This is a genomic window from Mesonia profundi, assembly GCF_031085155.1.
Lineage (GTDB): Bacteria > Bacteroidota > Bacteroidia > Flavobacteriales > Flavobacteriaceae > Mesonia > Mesonia profundi.
In genome coordinates this window covers 1-19,784 of sequence record NZ_JAVHUL010000017.1, presented here as the reverse complement: position 1 = coordinate 19,784, position 19,784 = coordinate 1, and the positions used below count along the sequence as shown (strand labels likewise).

22 protein-coding genes, 1 pseudogene and 1 riboswitch are annotated in these 19,784 nt (G+C 35.8%); of the genes and pseudogenes, 8 read left to right on the top strand and 15 right to left on the bottom strand.

Going from position 1 to position 19,784, the window contains the following annotated elements; genetic code table 11:
- Positions 1-38: 38 nt before the first annotated feature.
- From trpB to RBU60_RS07725, 6 genes are read right to left on the bottom strand one after another with little or no spacing between them, the layout of a single operon-like run.
- Positions 39-1,226 (bottom strand): tryptophan synthase subunit beta, encoded by a 1,188-nt coding sequence (gene trpB / locus RBU60_RS07750; RefSeq protein ID WP_308864214.1) that lies wholly within the window; start codon positions 1,224-1,226, stop codon positions 39-41.
- Positions 1,223-1,813 carry a phosphoribosylanthranilate isomerase gene (locus tag RBU60_RS07745; RefSeq protein ID WP_308864213.1) on the bottom strand — a complete coding sequence of 197 codons (591 nt, stop codon included), beginning with the start codon at positions 1,811-1,813 and terminating at the stop codon, positions 1,223-1,225. Before RBU60_RS07745 ends, trpB begins: the two co-directional genes overlap by 4 nt.
- Positions 1,797-2,648, bottom strand: a complete 852-nt coding sequence (gene trpC, locus RBU60_RS07740; protein ID WP_308864212.1) for an indole-3-glycerol phosphate synthase TrpC — start codon at positions 2,646-2,648, stop codon at positions 1,797-1,799. The genes RBU60_RS07745 and trpC overlap by 17 nt, the downstream gene beginning before the upstream one ends.
- Positions 2,648-3,640 carry an anthranilate phosphoribosyltransferase gene (gene trpD, locus RBU60_RS07735; protein ID WP_308864211.1) on the bottom strand — a complete coding sequence of 331 codons (993 nt, stop codon included), beginning with the start codon at positions 3,638-3,640 and terminating at the stop codon, positions 2,648-2,650. The genes trpC and trpD overlap by 1 nt, the downstream gene beginning before the upstream one ends.
- A 9-nt stretch (positions 3,641-3,649) precedes the next feature.
- Positions 3,650-4,216, bottom strand: a complete 567-nt coding sequence (locus RBU60_RS07730; RefSeq protein ID WP_308864210.1) for an anthranilate synthase component II — start codon at positions 4,214-4,216, stop codon at positions 3,650-3,652.
- Position 4,217: 1 nt separating this feature from the next.
- Positions 4,218-5,612 carry an anthranilate synthase component I family protein gene (locus RBU60_RS07725; RefSeq protein WP_308864209.1) on the bottom strand — a complete coding sequence of 465 codons (1,395 nt, stop codon included), beginning with the start codon at positions 5,610-5,612 and terminating at the stop codon, positions 4,218-4,220.
- A 469-nt stretch (positions 5,613-6,081) separates the two neighbouring features.
- Between RBU60_RS07725 and RBU60_RS07720 the strand changes: the two genes are divergently transcribed.
- From RBU60_RS07720 to RBU60_RS07710, 3 genes are read left to right on the top strand one after another with little or no spacing between them, the layout of a single operon-like run.
- Entirely contained in the window at positions 6,082-6,396 is a 315-nt protein-coding gene (locus RBU60_RS07720; protein ID WP_308864208.1) for a rhodanese-like domain-containing protein, read from the top strand.
- Between the two features lie 5 nt (positions 6,397-6,401).
- Entirely contained in the window at positions 6,402-6,785 is a 384-nt protein-coding gene (locus RBU60_RS07715) for a rhodanese-like domain-containing protein (protein WP_308864207.1), read from the top strand.
- The gene (locus tag RBU60_RS07710) at positions 6,775-7,164 is read left to right on the top strand and encodes a rhodanese-like domain-containing protein (RefSeq protein WP_308864205.1); all 390 of its coding nucleotides are present in this window, start codon (positions 6,775-6,777) and stop codon (positions 7,162-7,164) included. The genes RBU60_RS07715 and RBU60_RS07710 overlap by 11 nt, the downstream gene beginning before the upstream one ends.
- Positions 7,165-7,223: 59 nt before the next feature.
- On the opposite strand, the gene RBU60_RS07705 is transcribed toward RBU60_RS07710, so the two are convergent.
- Positions 7,224-7,739, bottom strand: a complete 516-nt coding sequence (locus RBU60_RS07705; protein WP_308864204.1) for a DinB family protein — start codon at positions 7,737-7,739, stop codon at positions 7,224-7,226.
- 93 nt (positions 7,740-7,832) lie between these two features.
- Here RBU60_RS07705 and RBU60_RS07700 point away from each other — a divergent pair, with 93 nt between their 5' ends.
- From RBU60_RS07700 to arsB, 4 genes are read left to right on the top strand one after another with little or no spacing between them, the layout of a single operon-like run.
- The gene (locus tag RBU60_RS07700; RefSeq protein ID WP_308864203.1) at positions 7,833-8,162 is read left to right on the top strand and encodes an ArsR/SmtB family transcription factor; all 330 of its coding nucleotides are present in this window, start codon (positions 7,833-7,835) and stop codon (positions 8,160-8,162) included.
- 48 nt (positions 8,163-8,210) lie between these two features.
- Positions 8,211-8,675 carry a DUF6428 family protein gene (locus RBU60_RS07695; protein ID WP_308864202.1) on the top strand — a complete coding sequence of 155 codons (465 nt, stop codon included), beginning with the start codon at positions 8,211-8,213 and terminating at the stop codon, positions 8,673-8,675.
- A gap of 10 nt (positions 8,676-8,685) precedes the next feature.
- Positions 8,686-9,315 (top strand): arsenate-mycothiol transferase ArsC, encoded by a 630-nt coding sequence (locus RBU60_RS07690; RefSeq protein WP_308864201.1) that lies wholly within the window; start codon positions 8,686-8,688, stop codon positions 9,313-9,315.
- Complete coding sequence (gene arsB / locus RBU60_RS07685; RefSeq protein WP_308864200.1) at positions 9,312-10,349, top strand: ACR3 family arsenite efflux transporter; 1,038 nt, start codon at positions 9,312-9,314, stop codon at positions 10,347-10,349. The genes RBU60_RS07690 and arsB overlap by 4 nt, the downstream gene beginning before the upstream one ends.
- Before the next feature lie 66 nt (positions 10,350-10,415).
- Here arsB and RBU60_RS07680 read toward each other — a convergent pair whose 3' ends face one another.
- From RBU60_RS07680 to RBU60_RS07645, 8 genes are all read right to left on the bottom strand, one after another.
- On the bottom strand, positions 10,416-10,826 hold the full coding sequence (locus RBU60_RS07680) for a hypothetical protein (protein WP_308864198.1): 411 nt from the start codon (positions 10,824-10,826) through the stop codon (positions 10,416-10,418).
- A 5-nt stretch (positions 10,827-10,831) separates the two neighbouring features.
- Positions 10,832-11,203, bottom strand: a complete 372-nt coding sequence (locus tag RBU60_RS07675; protein WP_308864197.1) for a GreA/GreB family elongation factor — start codon at positions 11,201-11,203, stop codon at positions 10,832-10,834.
- A gap of 148 nt (positions 11,204-11,351) precedes the next feature.
- Positions 11,352-12,632: a Glu/Leu/Phe/Val family dehydrogenase gene (locus tag RBU60_RS07670; protein WP_308864196.1), complete on the bottom strand. Its 1,281-nt coding sequence runs from the start codon at positions 12,630-12,632 to the stop codon at positions 11,352-11,354.
- A gap of 414 nt (positions 12,633-13,046) precedes the next feature.
- Positions 13,047-14,387, bottom strand: a complete 1,341-nt coding sequence (locus RBU60_RS07665; RefSeq protein WP_308864195.1) for a sigma-54-dependent transcriptional regulator — start codon at positions 14,385-14,387, stop codon at positions 13,047-13,049.
- On the bottom strand, positions 14,387-15,475 hold the full coding sequence (locus RBU60_RS07660; protein ID WP_308864194.1) for a sensor histidine kinase: 1,089 nt from the start codon (positions 15,473-15,475) through the stop codon (positions 14,387-14,389). Before RBU60_RS07660 ends, RBU60_RS07665 begins: the two co-directional genes overlap by 1 nt.
- Before the next feature lie 53 nt (positions 15,476-15,528).
- Positions 15,529-16,920 (bottom strand): NAD(P)(+) transhydrogenase (Re/Si-specific) subunit beta, encoded by a 1,392-nt coding sequence (locus RBU60_RS07655; protein ID WP_308864193.1) that lies wholly within the window; start codon positions 16,918-16,920, stop codon positions 15,529-15,531.
- Positions 16,921-16,924: 4 nt separating this feature from the next.
- Entirely contained in the window at positions 16,925-17,227 is a 303-nt protein-coding gene (locus tag RBU60_RS07650) for an NAD(P) transhydrogenase subunit alpha (RefSeq protein ID WP_308864192.1), read from the bottom strand.
- Positions 17,228-17,234: 7 nt separating this feature from the next.
- Positions 17,235-18,317 (bottom strand): NAD(P) transhydrogenase subunit alpha, encoded by a 1,083-nt coding sequence (locus RBU60_RS07645; protein WP_308864191.1) that lies wholly within the window; start codon positions 18,315-18,317, stop codon positions 17,235-17,237.
- A gap of 773 nt (positions 18,318-19,090) precedes the next feature.
- Positions 19,091-19,155: riboswitch (Fluoride riboswitch) on the top strand.
- Positions 19,156-19,193: 38 nt separating this feature from the next.
- Here RBU60_RS07645 and RBU60_RS07640 point away from each other — a divergent pair.
- Positions 19,194-19,709, top strand: a pseudogene (locus tag RBU60_RS07640) (chloride channel protein); the annotation flags it as partial.
- Positions 19,710-19,784 lie beyond the last annotated feature (75 nt).

Here is a 19,784-nt window from a genome sequence, read left to right as displayed (position 1 = left end):
AACGCAAAAGATATAGCGGATGACCCGCTCGAACGCCCTTAAAAATTAAAATAATCGATATAGGTTTGTAAATCTTTATCGCCACGCCCAGATAGATTAATTACTACAACCTCTTCTTTTTTAAACTTTCTTTGTTCTAAAACCGCTAGAGCGTGGGAGGTTTCTATCGCGGGAATGATGCCTTCTAGTTGTGATAATTGAAGTCCTGCTTTCATCGCATCATCATCTGTAATGGCCATAAAATCTGCTCTTTTGGTTTGATATAAATGAGCGTGTAAGGGGCCTACGCCGGGATAATCTAATCCTGCCGAAATAGAATAAGGCTCGGTGATTTGACCGTCTTTACTTTGCATTAATAAAGTTTTACTCCCGTGAATGATTCCTATGTTGCCTAAGATAGAAGTAGCTGCACTTTCGCCAGAATCTATACCCTTCCCTGCAGCTTCTACAGCAATAAGTTTCACTTTTTCCTCTTCTAAAAAATGATAAAAAGCTCCCGCAGCGTTGCTCCCTCCACCAACGCAGGCAATCACATAATCTGGATTTTCTTTACCTTCGGCTTTTAAAAGTTGCACTTTAATTTCTTTAGAAATCACGCCTTGCAATCGCGCCACCAAATCTGGATAAGGGTGCGGTCCCACCACAGAACCTATAATATAATGGGTGTCGCTAGGATTTTGAATCCAATCTCTAATGGCTTCGTTGGTGGCATCTTTTAAAGTTTTACTGCCCGATGTAGCAGCAATAATTGTAGCGCCTAACATTTTCATGCGGGCAACATTTGGCGCTTGCCTTTCCATATCTATAGCGCCCATATAAATGACGCAAGGTAATCCTATGAGCGCGCAAACGGTCGCCGTAGCTACACCGTGCTGGCCTGCACCAGTTTCGGCAATAATTCTTTTTTTGCCTAAGCGTTTGGCTAGCAAGGTTTGACCAATGGTATTGTTTATTTTATGAGCGCCCGTATGGCAAAGGTCTTCTCTCTTAAGGTAAATTTGAGTTTTATATTTTTCGCTTAAGCGCTTTGCATAGTAGAGGGGAGTAGGTCGTCCTACGTAGTGTTGCAGAAGGTCTTGAAATTCTTCTTGAAACTTTTTATCCTGAAGAATTTCTAGATATTGCTCTTTTAATTCGGCTAAATTGGGTTGAAGCATTTCGGGTACAAATGCACCTCCAAACTCACCATAATACCCCTTTTCGTTGATATGATATGAATTTTTCATAAGAGAGATTCTTTCATTTTTTTTAATTTTTGGATGTCTTTTAATCCTGGAGCTATTTCAAACTTGCTGTTAAGATCGATTCCTACTAATGGTAGAGAGGAATCATTTATTTTTTTGATTTCTTCGCTGTGTTCTAAACCAATTCCTCCACTTAAAAAAAATGGATGACTAAATCTGTAATTTTGTAAAATACTCCAGTTGAAAGCAAGGCCGTTGCCTCCATAATTTTTTCCTTTGGTATCAAATAAAAAATAGTCGGTAACTTTTTGATAAGAATGGATTTTCTCAAAATTAAAGTCGTCGTCTATAGAAAAAGCTTTGATGACTTCTAAGTTTTGATGTCTCAATTTCTCACATAATTCTACAGATTCTTCTCCGTGTAACTGTACGGCTTGTAAATTAAAAAGTCTCACTTTATCTAAAATTTGATCATATTCTTCATTTACAAAAACTCCTGTTTTTTTTATTCCCTCTGGTATATTTTCGGGAATTTGAGTAAGGTAACGTGGTGATTTCTTATAGAAAATAAAGCCTATATAATCTGGAGAAAGTGCAGAAACCTTTTTGATATTATCTGGGTGTTTCATGCCGCAAATTTTGATTTTTAGATTCATTTTTTTTAGGAATGAGTTGACAGATTTTATGTATAAAATTTTTCACTTCTTTTTCTGGATCATTGGTTTTCATAAAATGTTCTCCAATTAAGAAACCATCATATCCTACATCGTATAAAGTTTTTATTGCTTCCGCAGAATTGATTCCACTTTCAGAAATTTTTACTACTCCATCTGGAATATGATGAACTAAACTTAAACTATTCTCTAGGCTTACTTCAAAAGTTTTTAGGTTTCTATTATTGACGCCCATTAATTGTACGGGAGTATCTATATTTTGCTCTAGTTCTTTAAAGTTATGAACTTCTAATAATACCTCTAAACCTAAGTTTTGAGCTAATTTGGTTAAAGAGTTGACTTTTTGTTTAGTTAAGGTCGCAGCGATAAGTAAAATTGCATCTGCACCAAAAGCTTTGGCTTCTATAACTTGATATTCCTCTATAATAAAGTCTTTTCTTAAGAGTGGGAGTTTTACAGTAGCTCTCGCCAAAAGTAAATCTTCTAGTGAACCACCAAAGAAACTGTTGTCTGTTAAGATGGAGGCTCCGTTAACACCTGCATTCTCATAAGCCTCCAAAACTTCTTGAACGAGTAGAGATGTATTGATGCTAGACCTAGACGGAGATCGTCTTTTATGTTCTGCAATAATTCCAAAACCTAAAGGAGAAGTTTTTATTTGTTCACTTAAAGAAAAAGTATGACGTTTAAAAAGTTCGCTATTTTCTAGTTGTTTACGAGAAATGAGGCTTTCTTTAAGCATAACCTCTTTCTTTTTTTGATGTATTATTTTTTCTAATATCGTTTCCATTAGGCACTAATTTTTTGAACCTTTTTTAAGACCTCCAAGGCTTTATTAGAAAGTAGAGATTCTTTTGCAGCAGCTAAGGCTTCGGGTAAATTTATATTTTTGGCAGTTGCTATCGCTAAAGCGGAATTAGCAATCACTACGGCATTTTGTGACTCCGTTCCTTTTCCGCTAAGGATAGTATAAAAAAGTTTTGTTGCCTTCTCTACAGAATTACCGCCATAAATTTCTTGTGGATTAATTTTGGAATAGCCAAAATCTTGAGGTGTTAAAACATTTTCTTTACTAGCGGTGAAAATTTTTGTATCACCAGTAAGAGAAACTTCATCATAAGCATCTAAAGCGTGAACAATAGTATATGATTTTGGGGTTTTTTGATATAAGTAGTGATACATCCTTGCTAATTCTAGACTAAAAACACCTACGACTTGCTTTTTGGGAAAAGCGGGATTTACCATGGGCCCTAGCATATTAAAAAAGGTTTTAACTGCTAAATCCTTTCTCACAGACGCTACCGCTTTCATAGCGGGATGAAATAGCGGTGCATGTAAAACGCAAAGATTGGTTTCTTCTATACAGTGTTGTAAAAATTTCTCCTCACTAGAGAATTTAACACCCAAGGATTCTAGAACATTGCTACTTCCACTAATGGAGGATATACTATAATTGCCATGTTTTGCAACAGCAATTCCTGCTCCTGCGGTAATAAAAGAAGCCAGCGTAGAAATATTGAAGGTGTTTTTATGGTCTCCACCTGTTCCGCATAAATCAATAGGTTGATAAGCCGATAGATCAATAGGAATACAAAGTTCTAATAAAGCGTCTCTAAAACCTTCTAATTCTTCAATACGAATACTTCGCATCATATAAGTGGTTAGAAAAGAAGCAATTTGTGTGGGATTGTAGTTTCCTTTAGAAATTTGAATTAAGCTTTCTTTAGCCTCCCCTTTTGTTAAGATTTGGTGATGAGTTAATTTATTTAAAATCTCTTTCATAATTACTTTTTAAGCGTGATTTACCCAGTTCTCTAATATTTTTTTTCCTAACGGAGTCAATACCGACTCTGGATGAAATTGTACCGCAAAGACAGGAAAATCTCTGTGTTTTATAGACATAATTTGTCCGTTTTCATCATAAGAGGTGGGGATTAAAACCTCAGGAAGTTCTTGAACTATCCAAGAGTGGTAGCGACCTACTTCCAGTTTTTTAGGAAGGTCTTTAAATAAAACAGAATCCTCCTCTATAATGTCAATAGAAGTTGCAACCCCGTGGTACACTTTGTCTAGATTGTTGAGTTTTCCTCCAAAAACTTCAGCGATTGCTTGTTGCCCTAAACAAACGCCCAACATAGGTTTTGTACTGGCGTAAGTTTGGATAATCTCTTTTAATAAACCTGCTTCCTCAGGGATGCCTGGTCCTGGAGAAAGTAAAATCTTATCGTAATCTTCTACTTCTTCTAAGTAAAGTTGATCATTCCGCTTAACGGTGACTTGGCAGTTGAGGTCTTCTAAATAATGTACTAGATTATACACAAAACTGTCGTAATTATCTATGACTAATATTTTTTTCATATTAAAGTTGTGTTGCGATATTTAAAGCTTTTGTAAGGGCGGCTAATTTATGATAGACTTCTTGTAATTCATTTTCTGGAGTAGAATCGGTTACAATTCCTGCTCCTGCTTGCCAATGCAGTTGATGATCTTTACTTAGAAAGGTTCTTATCATAATGGCGTGATTAAAGTTTCCTTTAAAATCCATTACTCCAATGGCACCAGCGTAAAAAGTACGATTAACGGTTTCATATTTCTCGATAAGTTGAAGCGCTTTGTGTTTTGGTGCTCCGCTAAGTGTTCCTGCAGGAAAGGTATCTGCTACTAATTGTAAGCTAGGAATATCTTTTTTCTTTTTTCCTGTCACTTTACTCACTAAATGAATAACGTGAGAAAAAAATTGAATTTCTCTGTAGGTTTCCACTTTAACTTCAGAAGAATTTCTACTTAAATCATTTCGGGCTAAATCGACCAGCATCACATGTTCACTATTTTCTTTAGGATCTTTCGCCAGTTGTTGTGCAGCAGCGGCATCTTTCTCATCATCCCCCGTGCGTTTTATAGTTCCTGCAATGGGATGAATTTCAGCAAGATCTCCTTGTATCACAATTTGAGCTTCTGGAGAGCTACCAAAAATTTTAAAATTACCATAATCAAAGTAAAATAAGTAAGGAGATGGGTTTACACTTCTTAAGGCTCGATATACATTAAAATCGTCTCCTTTATATTTTTGTGAAAAGCGTTTGGAGAGTACAAGTTGAAATACATCTCCTCGTGCACAATGTTCTTTTGCTTTTAAGACATTATTACGGTAAGTTTCATCATCTATATTAGAGGTGATTTCTCCGTTAAGTTCAAAATCAAATTCAGCAAAATCTTGAACGCTTATTAAATTATAAATCTCCTCTAGATTGTCTTCTTTTTGATAGGTATGAGAAAATAAGTAAGCTTCATTATTAAAATGATTAATAGCAATGATATTTTGATATACGGCATAGTACATATCAGGAATATCTAACTTATTTTCTTTTTGCTCAATCGTTACGTCTTCAAAATACCTAACGGCATCATAGCCAGTATATCCAAACAAACCATTATGAATAAAGGAATACGGCTGATTTTGAGTTTGAAATACTTCCGCGAAAGCTTGAATTTCTTCCATCACATTAACTTGATCTGTAATCGGCTTTTTTTCTAATTTCCCATCTGGATACTGAATATGAATCATTTTATTTTTAACCTCAATAGAAGCAATCGGGTTACAACAGATGTAGGAAAAACTATTATTATTGGCGTGGTAATCACTACTTTCTAATAAAAGACTGTGAGGATATTTATCTCTTAATTTCAGGTAAATACTCACTGGAGTGATGGTATCTGCGATTATTTTTTTGGAGGAAGTGGTTAACGTATACATAGCAATATTTTAATTTTTAGGCATGAAAAAAGGCTTGTCGTGAATGACAAGCCTTTTTATATAATAGATTATACAAACTAGTAGCTAGCTCACGACGTTTGACGTAAGTTAATCCACCACCAAGTATATACAGTTTTTGAAAACATGAATGCAAAGATATAAACGTTTTTCTTTTTCTACAACAATTTAAAATAAAACTTAAAATTTATTTCTGGTTTAAGAAGATCTTTAATCATATTATCTCTTTGATTATCAGAGAGTTTTCCTGTGTAAAAGTTAGTTTTTTCTCGGGCTGATTTAATTATAATAAAATCTTCCGAATGGATAAAACATTTCTGTTGAGTCACTAATGTTTTTTCTGCCATCCCAATTTAACATGAAAGGCAACTTTTTTACAACTTCGTATTCGCCATATTCTTCAATTGAGTTTAAAATGGTAAATTTGCATTTTACTAAAATAAATGCATAGATGAAAGACTTAACACAAGAAGAGTGGCAAAAAGCAATTGAAAATGAAGCTAACGTAGAGATTTTGGATGTAAGAACTCAAGAAGAGTGGGAGGAAGGCTATATTCCTGGCGCTACTTTAATAGATATTCACCAGCCACAAGAATTTATGGATGCGATTAATCAGCTCGATAAATCTAAAGAGTACTATATTTATTGTCGCTCTGGCGGAAGAAGTACACAAGCTTGTCAAATATTAGATCAAATGGGTTTTGAGAAAACTCATAATTTACAAGGCGGCTTTTCTGATTGGGAAGGAAAAACAGAACAAGATTAAAACAAATGTTTAGAAAGCTTCTTTTATTAGGACTTATTGCGGTCATATTTATAAGCTGTGAGCCCAAGAAGATGAAATCTATCACTCCTATAGAATTGCAGGAGACTATGAAAGAGGAAAGCGTTTTTGTGATAGATCTTCGGGATAGGAAAAGTTATGCAAAAAGCCATATAAATGGAGCGCAACATATAGAATTTACAAATACGTTTCAACACACTATGGAGAAGTTTGATAAAGATGAAACCATAATACTGTATGCCGAAAAAGAAGATGAAGCTATGAAAGCGGCTTCGGTTTTATTTAAAGAAGATTTTAAACTAGTTTACTTTTTAATGAACAGTTATTCTAGCTGGGAGAGTGACTTGAACAGTATTACTTATGAAAAATAACAACTGGATAATTCTTTTTGTACTGAGTACTTTATTGATTTCTAGCTCTTGCACTGAGCCTAAAAATAATCAAGTAACCATGGTTTCTCAAGAAGAAATGAAAGAGATCATGAATTTGGACAACACACAGCTGATTGATGTAAGAGAAATGAGTGACTTTGAGTCTGAGCATTTAGAAGGGGCTCAAAATATTGTATATGACGAAGATTTTGAACTTAACATTTCTAAGTTAGATAAATCTCAACCGGTTGCAGTATACTGCAAAACAGGCGGAAGAAGCGAAAAATGCGTAAAAATTCTTGTAGAGGCTGGTTTTGAGAAAATATACGATCTAGAAGGCGGTTATGAAGCTTGGACTTATAAAGATAACTTGGAGTAATCTTAGAGACTTCTAAATAAAAAAGCGGAATTGATACATATCAATTCCGCTTTTTTACTTTATAAATATCGATCTTTTAAAATTTGTACGTGATGCAATTCGTGTCCCGAAATCACCAATCCTACTGCGGCTACAGATACTACGAGACCGTTGGCGTTTCCTTTACGCTGAAGCATTTCTTGGGTAAAGGATTTGAATAGAAAAATAGAACTCTGTCGTTGCGCATTATATTCCTCCAATAAGCTTGATAAGCTGCGTTCATTGGCTAAAGATTCCTCTACAAAAGCTTCGTGATTATATCCCGATAAAACCGTTTCATCTTTTCGCGCAAAGCGCAAGGCTCTGGTGCAAAATATTCTTTCGCTATCGATGAGGTGAAGCAGCCTTTCTTTAGGCGTCCATTTATCATCTGCATACGTATATAATGCTTTTTCGGGAGACATTCCTTGATACAGATTCTTTACCAAATCTCTACTGTATTCCAAGCTCTTTAAAAGCGTAAGATCGGGCACTTTTTGCAGGTAGTTCTTTAGGTAATGTTCAAAATCTGATGCGGGTAATTGGGCTACTTTCATATCTTTTGCTTGAGAGAATTATTAATTCTTCGCTAAAGTACGCATTGTATTTTGTTTTATTATCGTAATATTGCAATATAAAAATGAGTCACTATGGGAATTACCAAATCTGAAATTTTTAGTCCGCAGCAAAATGAACTGGCAAACTTTGCTAGAGTACTGGGACATCCTGCGCGCATCGCCATTTTAGAACATTTGTTTAAAATTAATACGTGTGTTTGCGGAGACTTGGTAAAAGAAATAGGATTGGCACAACCCACCATCTCTCAGCATTTAAAAGAGTTAAAAACCATCGGACTTATTAAAGGTGAAATTGCTGGAACTCGGGTTTGTTATTGCATTGATGAAGAGAATTGGAAAGAGATGAGAGCTATTTTGTCTACTTTCTTACATCAGTCTTTATCCGAGCCTGATTGCTGTTAAAAAAATTTGAATAGAATCATCGTTATCAGACGATAAAAAACTTAAAATATGAATTTAAAAGAATTTAAAAATCATTTAGAAAAGCTTACTCAATTAGGATTTCAATTGCCTTCTGGGGAATTAGTGCCGGCACATTTTCATGTCACCGAAGTGGCGAAAGTAGAGAAGAGTTTTGTGGATTGTGGAGGACAATTCCGTAAAGAAGAAAAAATAAGCCTTCAATTGTGGGAAGCTGCAGATTATGATCATCGCTTGCATCCAGAAAAACTGGTTTCCATTTTAACTACGGCAACGAAGTCTTTAGAATTAAAGAATCAAGAAGTGGAGGTGGAGTACCAAGGAGACACCATAGAAACTTATGCCTTGTATTTTAAAGAGGAGCGTTTTTATTTAATTCCTAAACAAACAGACTGTTTGGCAAAAGAGGAGTGTGGAATTCCAGAGGAGAAAGTTAATATGAATCTTAGCGATTTGCCAGCGAATACATGTGCGCCAAATTCGGGTTGTTGTTAATTTTCAAAATATGAAAGATTTACTTTTTCCAAATTTAATTACTTACATCAATCAATTAGCTGTAGAAGATTTACCTCAAGAGAGAAAGACAGTTTTAAATACTTTAACAGAATTTATTCAGAAGAAAACAGATAAAAAAGAAGTGTGCAACCTCAATTTTATCTGTACTCATAATTCACGTAGGAGTCATCTATGTCAAATTTGGGCTCAAAGTATGGCTAGTTTTTTTGATTTTTCTAATGTATTTATTTATTCTGGAGGAACAGAGGTTACTGCAATGCATCCCCAAATAGTTTATATACTGAGGGATGTGGGCTTTTCTTTAAATAGTCTTTCTAAAGGTGAGAATGTTGTCTATAGAGTAGGTTATGGAAAGAATCTGCCAAATATAATGGGTTTTTCTAAATTATTTAATGATGAGTTTAATCCCCAATCTCAGTTTTGCGCAATAATGACTTGTTCACAAGCAGCGGAAACTTGTCCTTTTATTCCTGGAGCAGAAAAGAGGATAGCTTTAACTTATGAGGATCCTAAAGAGTTTGATGGCCTACCAAATGCATTTGAGAAATATAAAGAACGTAGTGAGCAGATTGCCGTAGAAATGAAATATGTCTTTTCCCAGATAGAGTTAAAAAAATGAGTGATACGAAACGTTTAGGATTTTTAAATCGTTATTTAACTTTATGGATTTTTGTAGCGATGTTTATAGGAGTAGGTTTGGGATATTTTATTCCAAATCTTCCAGAATATATTAACTCTTTTCAGGAGGGAACCACAAATATTCCTATAGCTATAGGTTTAATATTAATGATGTACCCACCGTTAGCAAAAGTAAATTACGCGCTTTTACCAAAAGTATTTAAAGATGTAAAAGTGCTCTCGGTGTCTTTAATTCTCAATTGGATTATTGGTCCTGTGCTAATGTTTTTTCTGGCAATTCTATTCTTAAAAGATTATCCAGAATACATGGTAGGACTAATCTTAATAGGCTTAGCACGTTGTATTGCAATGGTTATAGTATGGAATGACTTGGCGAAAGGCAACAACGAATATGGGGCAGGTTTAGTGGCTTTAAATAGTATTTTTCAGGTATTTGGTTATAGTTTTTATGCGTGGTTATTTATTACTGTACTTCCTCCATATTTTGGTTTTGATGGTTCTATAGTAGATATATCAATAGCTGCAATTGCAGAAAGTGTAGGGATCTACTTAGGAATTCCATTTTTATTAGGAATTCTAAGCAGGGTTTTTTTAGTGAAATTAAAAGGAGAATATTGGTATACGCATACGTTCTTGCCTAAAATATCTCCGTTAACCCTTGTGGCTCTTTTATTTACTATTATAGTAATGTTTTCTCTTAAAGGAGAGTATATAGTGAAATTGCCTGGAGATGTTGTACTTATCGCTATCCCTCTGCTTATTTATTTTGCGCTAATGTTTTTAATTAGCTTCTTCATAAGTAAAGCAATGGGAGCAACATATGATAAAAACGTAGCTATTTCTTTTACCGCTGCAGGGAATAATTTTGAATTGGCTATTGCAGTAGCTATTGCTGTTTTTGGAATAAGTTCTGGACAGGCTTTTACAGGTGTTATAGGTCCTTTAGTTGAGGTGCCAGCATTAATGTTATTAGTGCGAATCTCTTTTTGGTTGAAAAAGAAATATTACAAATAGATTTAAAAACACAAAACCCATAGAGCAGTTGCTTTATGGGTTTTGTGACTTATAAACAGTTTCTCCTTATAAATTTGATTCAAAGAAGTCAAAAATAATCTTCTTAACCGTTCTTACTTTTGCTACGTGGGCAATAAGTTTTTGCTTAAAGCTAAAGTGTTCGTTAAGGAAGAAGGTTTCGCATTGCACGTCTTCGCACTCTACAATCTCCTCTGATTTGTTTTCGAAATCTAACAATTGCAACTGAAATTGACTGTTTTTCTCCTTCAGTTGTGTTACCGATTTTAATAAGATGTAAGACTCGTCTTCTTCATTCGCATTTGCTTTTCTAACAAGCTTGGAGTCTAATAATTTAGAGTAAAAAATAAGTTCTTTTTGTATAAACTCAATTTCTTTGTTCCATTCATTGACATCTTTTTCAAGATTTATTCTTTGAATATCATCGTCGTCGTGGTGTTCTTGTATAGGATTTTCCATGGTGTTTAAGTGGTCTGTTTTACATCAATAATTTTAATGGCGCTTTCTCCAGAGGGGAAATGCCAAGTAATCTCATCATCCTTGGCGTAACCGAATAAGGCAAGACCCATAGGAGCTAAAAAAGAAATTTTATTATTTTTTAAATCGCCGTGTTCTGGGGTTACCAATTGGTATGTTTTCTCCAAAGATGGAGTTTTGATCGTTACTAAAGAGTTGAAGCGAATGACATCTTCTGGCATGTCTTTTTCTTTTACAACTTTTGCTTTCGTCAGCTCTTCTTTCAACTTAGATATAGAGGTTCTGTACGTATCATCTTGTTGATAACGACCTAAGGAAATGATTCTTTTAATTAAATCAAACTCCTTTTTTTCTATCATTAAATTTTCATATTTCATATTCAATCTTGCATTAAAAAAAGCACTTGTGGTGCGCTACTATTCTAAGAGAAAAGAGCGTTTTTGTTTATTATAAAACGTTCTAAAATCATATATAATGCACCACAAGCATTTTTAACTTAATTACTTACTATGGGAAGATACCTCTTTGCGTATATGCCAACTCAATACGTGAAATGGCAATAATGTATGCTGCAGTTCTCCAATCTACTTTGTTTTCTTTTACAGCTTCCTCTACTTTTTTAAAGTTTTCGGTAAGTTTTTTCTCAATTTTTTGCATCACTTCATCCAACTGCCAAATCTCACCGTGTCTGTTTTGTAGCCATTCAAAATAACTACCAATTACCCCTCCAGAATTACATAAAATATCTGGAATGATGGCGATCTCGCGTTCTAAAAGTATTTTTTCTCCTTCTCCCGTAACAGGCCCGTTGGCACCTTCGGCAACAATTTTTGCCTTGATGTTGGCGGCATTGCTTCCGTTAATTTGGTTCCCTAAAGCTGCAGGAATAAGAATATCACATGCTAAACCAAAGAATTCTTCTGGTTTAATTTCTTCTGTTCCTTCAAAACCTTCAATAGATCCTTTTCTTGGTTTGGTATGTTCTGCCAAAGCAACGGGATCAATTCCTTCTTTATGATATAAAGTGGCGTGGGCATCTTGTACCGCAATTAGTTTAGCACCTTCTTCTACCATAAATTTAGAAGCCCATTGACCTACATTACCAAAACCTTGTACAATAAAAGTTTTATTTTTTAAGTCTTTTCCTTGAGAGGCTAAAAACAATTTGATGGTAAGAAAAACTCCAAATCCAGTGGCACGATCTCTTCCTTCTAATCCGCCAGATCCTACAGGTTTTCCGGTAACAATATGGCTGTTTTGAGAACGAGCAGAGGGTGCCTTGGTAGACATATAGGTGTCTAATATCCAAGCCATCGTTTGTGCATTCGTGTTGACGTCTGGCGCAGGAATATCTTGATCTGGTCCAATATTATCTCCTAAAGCATAGGTAAATCTTCTTGTAATTCTCTCTAATTCTCTAATAGAATAATCTCTAGGATCTAATTTGATTCCTCCTTTGGCGCCACCAAACGGCAGTCCAGCTAAAGAAGTTTTCCAAGTCATCCACATCGCTAAAGCTCTAGCATCATCTACATCGATGGTTGGGTGGTAACGCAAGCCTCCTTTGTATGGTCCTAAAGCATTGTTATGCTGAACGCGGTAGCCTGTAAAAATCTTCACCTCGTCATTATCCATTCTCACAGGAAAGTTGACGATGATCTCGTTATTGGTGATCCCTAATATTTTTTTTATATTCTTGTTTAGCCCCATCGAGTCTGCAACTTGATTGTATTGTTGCATCACGTTTTCGTACATGGTAGCTGGTTTTTTCTCTTGAATTTTGCTCATAATTATGTATAATTTTAGCAGTAAAAGTTTAAGTTATATGATTTGAATATAGCAATTTTTTATGCGGTTAGCATAAATCCGAATCGATTTTGAGTGCAAGCACTACAGTTACATTCGGTTATTGATAGGTATTCGTTAAGTTCTAGTATTTCTACTTATGTAGTGTTCAATAGGTGTACCATGATCATTCGATTCATTTTTAATTTAGTCAAAAAAACTGAATATCAATACATTAGAAAATTATTACTCTTTTAATGTATTGGTTAGGCCGAGTTAAATTTACCCAGAAGAAGAATTATGTACCGATTTACTTTAAGTAAAGTTTTCGTATTCTTCCTCAGGAACTATAAATGTAGTATAATTTCAAGGAATTAAGTCCATTAAGCTTCTTAAAAATAATCATAAAATATGCTTTTATGATTCTAGCTTATTGCGCAGGGTTTTTCGGTTAATCTTTAAGATTTCCGCAGCTTTGGTTTTATTGTTATTTACCGAAGATAATACTTTTTGAATGTATTGTTTTTCCATTTGCTCTAAAGCCATAAACTGCTCCTCTCCTGTAGGTTCTATTTTGTACTTAAAATGAGCAGGAAGTTGGGGCAAATCGGCCTGATCGTCATTCATAATAATTAATTTCTGAATGCAATTTTCTAGCTCTCGAATATTCCCTGGCCACGCATAACGCTGAAACACTTTATATATGCGATCGCTTAGTTTCAATTTATCTTTAGCATATTCTTTGGCATATTTGGTTAAAAAGTGTTGCGCCAATAAAGGAATATCTTCTTTTCGTTGCTGAAGGGAGGGAACATCAATATCTACCACGTTTAACCGGTAATATAAATCTTCTCTAAACGTCCCTTGTTTTACTTGCTGATACAGATCTTCGTTGGTGGCTGCGATGACTCTAATTTGAATTTTTTGAGGTTTTGTAGTTCCTACTTTAGTCACCTCTTTTTCTTGTAAAACCCGCAATAAGCGTACTTGTACACTGGCGGAAGCAGCTCCGATTTCATCTAAAAATATGGTTCCAGAATTGGCTGCTTGAAAAAATCCTTCTTTGGTATGATTGGCTCCTGTAAAGGCTCCTTTTTCGTACCCAAACAATTCAGACTCTAATAAATTTTCTGGAATAGCGCCACAGTTTACCGCGATAAAGGGATTACCCGCAAAAGATCCTTTATAATGAATGGCGCGCGCAATAAGTTCTTTTCCGGTTCCGCTTTCTCCTTGAATTAAAATCGTAGCGCGGTTATTTTTTACCCGCTCAATACTTTCAATGACTTTTTGAATGGGAGTAGATTTACCAATAATTCCCGCATAAACCGACGGAGTTTCGCTTCGTTCCACCTTTTTTTTGCTGAATTGAATTGGACTCGCTTTCTTGTTTTTTAATGATTTTTGAACCAAGTTTTTTAGTTCCTTACTGGTAAAAGGTTTTACCAAATAATCTGTTGCGCCAGATTGAATAGCGTCTACTGCAGAATTGACCGAAGGAAAGCCTGTAATCACTAACTTAGGAAGAAATGGGTAGTGCTCATTGGCATATTTTAATAATTCGATGCCATTTACTTCGGGCATCTGAATATCGGTAATCAATAAGTCGATGGCAGAAAGCTTGAGAATATCTAGCGCTTCTTGAACAGAAGACGCTTTGTATACATGATAATCTAAGGCTTTAAGGTTACGTTGTAAAACCTCTAGCATATCGTAATTATCATCTACAATTAAAATATTTTCACGCTTTAAAGTCATTAATTATATTGTTTAGGGATGCTTATTTCAAAAATGGTTCCTTTGGGTTTATTGTGGCTATGGCTAATGGTTCCTTTATGACTTTTTATGATTCCGTGGACCACACTTAAGCCTAAGCCAGAACCTTCACCTACGGGTTTAGTCGTAAAAAAAGGATCAAATATCTTTTTAGCGTATTGATCTGGAATTCCTTTTCCTTGGTCTGCGATATCTATATAAATATGATCTTCATCTTGAGTTAAACTGCATGTAATCGTGCTGTTTGGCGGAGAAGCATAAATTGCATTGATCAGCAAGTTAAATAATACTTGCGTAAGCTGAATACTGTCAATTTGAGATTCTACATCTTCTTTCGCTACCAACTTCACATTTACTTCTCCCTTTTTAAAACTCTGACTCAATAAACTCAGCGCTTGTTCTACCACAGGTTTTATATTGATGTGTTCTCGGTTTTGCGGCATTTCGCAAGCGAAGAACATCAATTTTTTTACCACTTCTCTAGAGAAAATAGCAGCTTCTATAATTTTCTTACTGTCCCGTCTAATCGAAGCATCTGTGGTTTGTTCTTCAATAAATTCGGCAAAACCTAACATATTTCCTAAAGGCGTATTGAGCTCGTGCGCTATGCCCGCAGTAATTTCTCCTAATATTGCCAAGCGGTCGTTGCGTTGAGCGCTGCGTTGCAACCATTCCTCTTTTTCTTGAAGTTCCCTTTTTTCAATAAAAATACTGATTTCATAGGCCACCTTATTCAACAGCTTTTGTTCTTCTTCTAAGAAATCTACTTCCTGAAAATGAGAAGCAGGGTAGTGGATATGAATAGTTCCCGAAGGTTTTTTAAACAGAAAAATAGTACTGGATTGGCTTACTTTATCTGAAGGAATTTCTTCAGTTTTTACGTGATGTTTAGGAGTTTTAATCTCCACACAGGCTTCATCAGAATTACGTAAAGCTTTTTTAAGTACTTGCGCAACCTTATCTAAAATGCTTTTGGTGTCTTGTTGATCGTGTTCCTGAAAAATAGAAGAAACCTCATAAAGACAAGTCAATTCCTTCACCCGCTCTGCTAAATTTTGATTGGTATCCATAGATTTCGTTTTGTCTTTATGAGGCTTTATTATACTATTAATCTTATAAAACCCTAGCTTAACACTTTTAATTGCTGAACAATTTCTTGTAAGTTGGTTTGTGCATCTCCAAACAGAAGCTGACAGTTTTCCTTCTCAAATAATTCGTTAGGAATCCCAGCATACCCCGGATTCATACTACGTTTAAGCACAATCACGTTTTTGCTTAAATGCGCTTTTATAATAGGCATACCATAAATGGGGCTTTCAGGATTGGTTTCCGCCGCAGGGTTCACTACATCGTTTGCTCCAATCACCAGCAATAAATCATACTCCTCCATATGGTCATTGGTTTCGTGCATTTCTTTGAGGTATTCATACTCAATTTTTGCTTCGGCTAACAACACATTCATATGTCCTGGCATTCTTCCGGCCACGGGATGAATAATATAATCTAAGATTTTTTCTTGTTGCATCAATAATTTCTGAAGCTGAAAACACGTGTGTTGAGCTTGGGCAACAGCCATTCCGTATCCTGGGATAATTCCAATCTTATTCGCAAGAAGTAATTTGGTAACGGTTTCGGCAACATTGGTTTCTTGAATCTCTTGCTCTTGTGCAGATTGCGTTCCTCCATTTTTGCTTTTGCTGTTTCCAGCAATCACTTTCCATAAGGAACGATTCATCGCTTTACACATTAGCATAGTTAGAAAAATTCCTGCCGCTCCCACAAAGATACCACCCGCAATCATGGTTTTGTTATCGTGTAAAAGTCCGGCTAAAGCCGTAGCAATTCCCGTAATAGAATTCAGTAAAGAAATTACCACAGGCATATCGGCTCCTCCAATAGGCACTACAAATAGAATTCCGTAAATTAAACCTAGCACTAATAGCACCATGGTCAATTCAAAGAACGAAATAGATAAAATTTGCGTGGCGTAAGCTACAGGAAGTGCAATACACACAAAGATTAAAAGCTTGGAAGTTGCATTAACCACCACCGAATTGTAATCCTTTAGTTTTCCTGCGAGCTTTAAATAAGCGACAATACTTCCAGAAAAAGCGATAGCTCCCGTAAGGGTTCCTAGATTGAGAAGCGCTTGAGACCCAACTCCAATAAACGAAGTTATTTGTATGGCTTCAATCCAACCTAAAAGCATCGCACAACCACCACCGGTGGCATTGAGCAGCGATACCATTTGAGGCATTTCTGTCATTTTTACTTTCACGGCCATTTGTCTTCCTACCACGACTCCCAGTAAAATAGCGACGAGGATAATCGTAAGGTTGGTGTAGTTGATATTATCTGTAACAACTCCGGTGAAAACACTAAGTAAGGCAATCAACATTCCCGCAGCAGCAATGGTATTACCCTTATTGGCGTGCTTTGGAGAACTCATTAATTTTAAACCGATGATAAAAGAAAACGAGGCTATTAAATAACCAATATTCATAAAAATACTCATAAGCTTAAGACTTTTTAGTAGTAAACATTTTTAACATTCTGCGGGTGACTAAAAAACCTCCGGCAATATTGAGGGTTCCTAAAAACACGGCGATTCCTCCCAGAACTTGAGCGCCCCAATGAGCGTCTTCTGGCAGACTAAGCACCAAAGCAATGGCGCCTACAGTAATCACCCCGCTAATGGCGTTGGCACCAGACATAAGTGGCGTGTGCAAAACAGCGGGAACGTTAGAGAGTACCTCGATGCCTATAAAAACGCAAAGCAATACAATGTAAATGGCTTCTAAATTATTTTCTAAAAACTCCATAATTGGCTTAAGTATTTTCTTGATTAATGATTTGACTGGCAGTGATAAGATCGTTGTCTGCTCCTTTTTCTATCATGTGTTTGATAAAATTGAAAAAGTTACCCGATAACAATTGAGAGGCAGCATCTGGAAGTTCTCTAGATAAGTGAGAATCGCCCAAAATTTTAACCGATTTGTAATTCACTATTTCATTATTTTTGGTGAGACTGCAGTTACCACCTTGCTCTGCAGCAAGATCTATAATTACAGCTCCCGAAGGCATATTTTTAACTCCGTCTTCATCTACTAAAATAGGAGCTTTCTTACCCGGAATATTGGCCGTGCAAATCACCAAATCTGTAGCGAGAAGTTGTTCGTTAATGCGATCCTGCTGACGCTTTTTATAGTCGTCTGCCTGTTCTACAGCATAACCTCCGGCGTTGGTCTCTTCTTTATTCCCTTCTATTTCAATAAATTTAGCACCTAAGCTTCGCACCTCTTCTCCTGCCGCTTTTCGTACATCAAAAGCGTGCACAATAGCCCCCAAACGCTTGGCGGTAGCAATCGCTTGCAATCCCGCTACTCCAGCTCCAAGTACCAAAACTCGAGCAGGTTTGAGCGTTTTTGTTGCGGTGGTAATCATAGGAAAAACTTTGGAATAATAATCGGTGGCTTTTAAAACCGCCTTATAACCCGATAAAGCGTCTAACGAAGAACGCACATCCATCGCTTGTGCTAAAGTGGTACGTGGTAGCCGGTCTAAACTATAGACCAAAGCGTGTTGATTTTTATATTTCTGAAGACGTTCAGGAAAAAATAACGGATTGTAAATTCCAATAAAAGAAGTTTCTGGAGGGATACTTTCTTGTTCTCCTATCGCATCATTTATAGAGAGGATGAGGTTTGCATGTTGTAGAATGTCACTTTTAGAACTCATACTGGCACCAGCGGCAGTATAATCCGTATCGGGTATACCCAACTGAATTCCGTACTCTTTTTCTACACTAATCTTGACTTCGTATTTGTCGATTAGTTTTTTTACCTCTTCAGGTAAGAAAGCAACTCTTGTTTCGTAAGAAGGTTCTTTAATTAGACCTAAATGGTGTTTCATAGACGTTATCAATAGGTTGTTAGCTTATTTCTAGACAGCTTCATGCCAACTTTTGTACCACAAATGAGAATTCTTGTGGCTTTGAAGCTTAAGAAGTTGACTGTTAGAAATCTGTCAAATATCGACATTTATTTAAAACTGGGTAGTAATTACCCGATTGATTCCATGTGAACCAAGAAAAACAGCTTGACAAAGTGAAGAAGTGTTTTGCACTTAAAAGAGTAATTTTGAGAGGTTGGGAAGCGTAATTCAATTATTAGGCTTTCAGTCTAGATGCACGATATATTCGTTTTCTTCAGAAGTAATTAAATGATGTTTGGGAAACTTTCAATGAGTTTGAAAATACCCTAAAGCTTCAAGAATAGATAGTTGATTAGCTCTAATTCGTTGAAAAGTATTTGGAGCCTGGGATTGGCTTATCACGAGAATTATTTTTTGAAAATTATTATAAGAGAGCTCTGATAATGAAGAAAAAAATGAAAGAAATATTCACTTGTATGATTCTAGTGCTGACTTTCAGTTTTGTAAATGCTCAAAAAATACAATCGTTACGCTACTGTAGGTTATAAAAATGTCAATAGAAGGGTTCAAAACAAGAATTACTCAGGCGTTGGATATGCAAAATGCATCAGAAAGGAGTGGGCTTCGGTAGTATTTTCTACATTCAATTGAGGGAGTGTAATTGGATATTCTTATTCATTTGGATGGAGATAGAGCAAATGAAAAGGCTATTATTTATTGCGGTACTTTACTTAAAACGTTTACCTTTGCATTTCAAAATCGGCAATGATGTCTGCCTTAAACCGTTCCATCTGGAGCTAATGACTTCTATTTTTAATGGCTTATGCCAGTGTAGAATCATTTATTTAAGGCAATATGAAAATATCAAAACTGAAAAACTTTTTGTTCTCCTTTGAACAAATTCCCTCTCTACTATATCTTTTAAAATGGCTTCTAATCTGCTTAAGCTTAGGCGCTATTGCAGGAAGTGTCTCCGCTTTTTTTCTTTTGGCCTTAGAATGGGCAACCAACTGGAGAGAATCTCATCTGTGGATCATCTCATTACTACCTGTTGGTGGATTTATCGTCGGTTTATCTTATCATTTATACGGCAATAGTGTTGTAAAAGGGAATAATTTATTGTTGGAGGAATTTCATACGCCTAAAAAAATAATTCCTTTTAGAATGGCTCCTCTTGTTTTGTTTGGCACCATTTTAACCCATCTTTTTGGAGGTTCTGCAGGGCGTGAAGGAACCGCAGTACAAATTGGCGGAGCCATTGCCGATAGATTTACAAAAGTTTTAAAACTATCAAAACGTGACAGAAAGATTGTTTTAATTGCCGGAATTAGTGCAGGTTTTGCTTCTGTTTTTGGAACTCCCTTAGCTGGGTAATTTCCTACAAAAAGGCATATTGTGGTTTCATTATTAAGTTTATTAGTAACTTAAAGAGATCCTTTCCTCGAT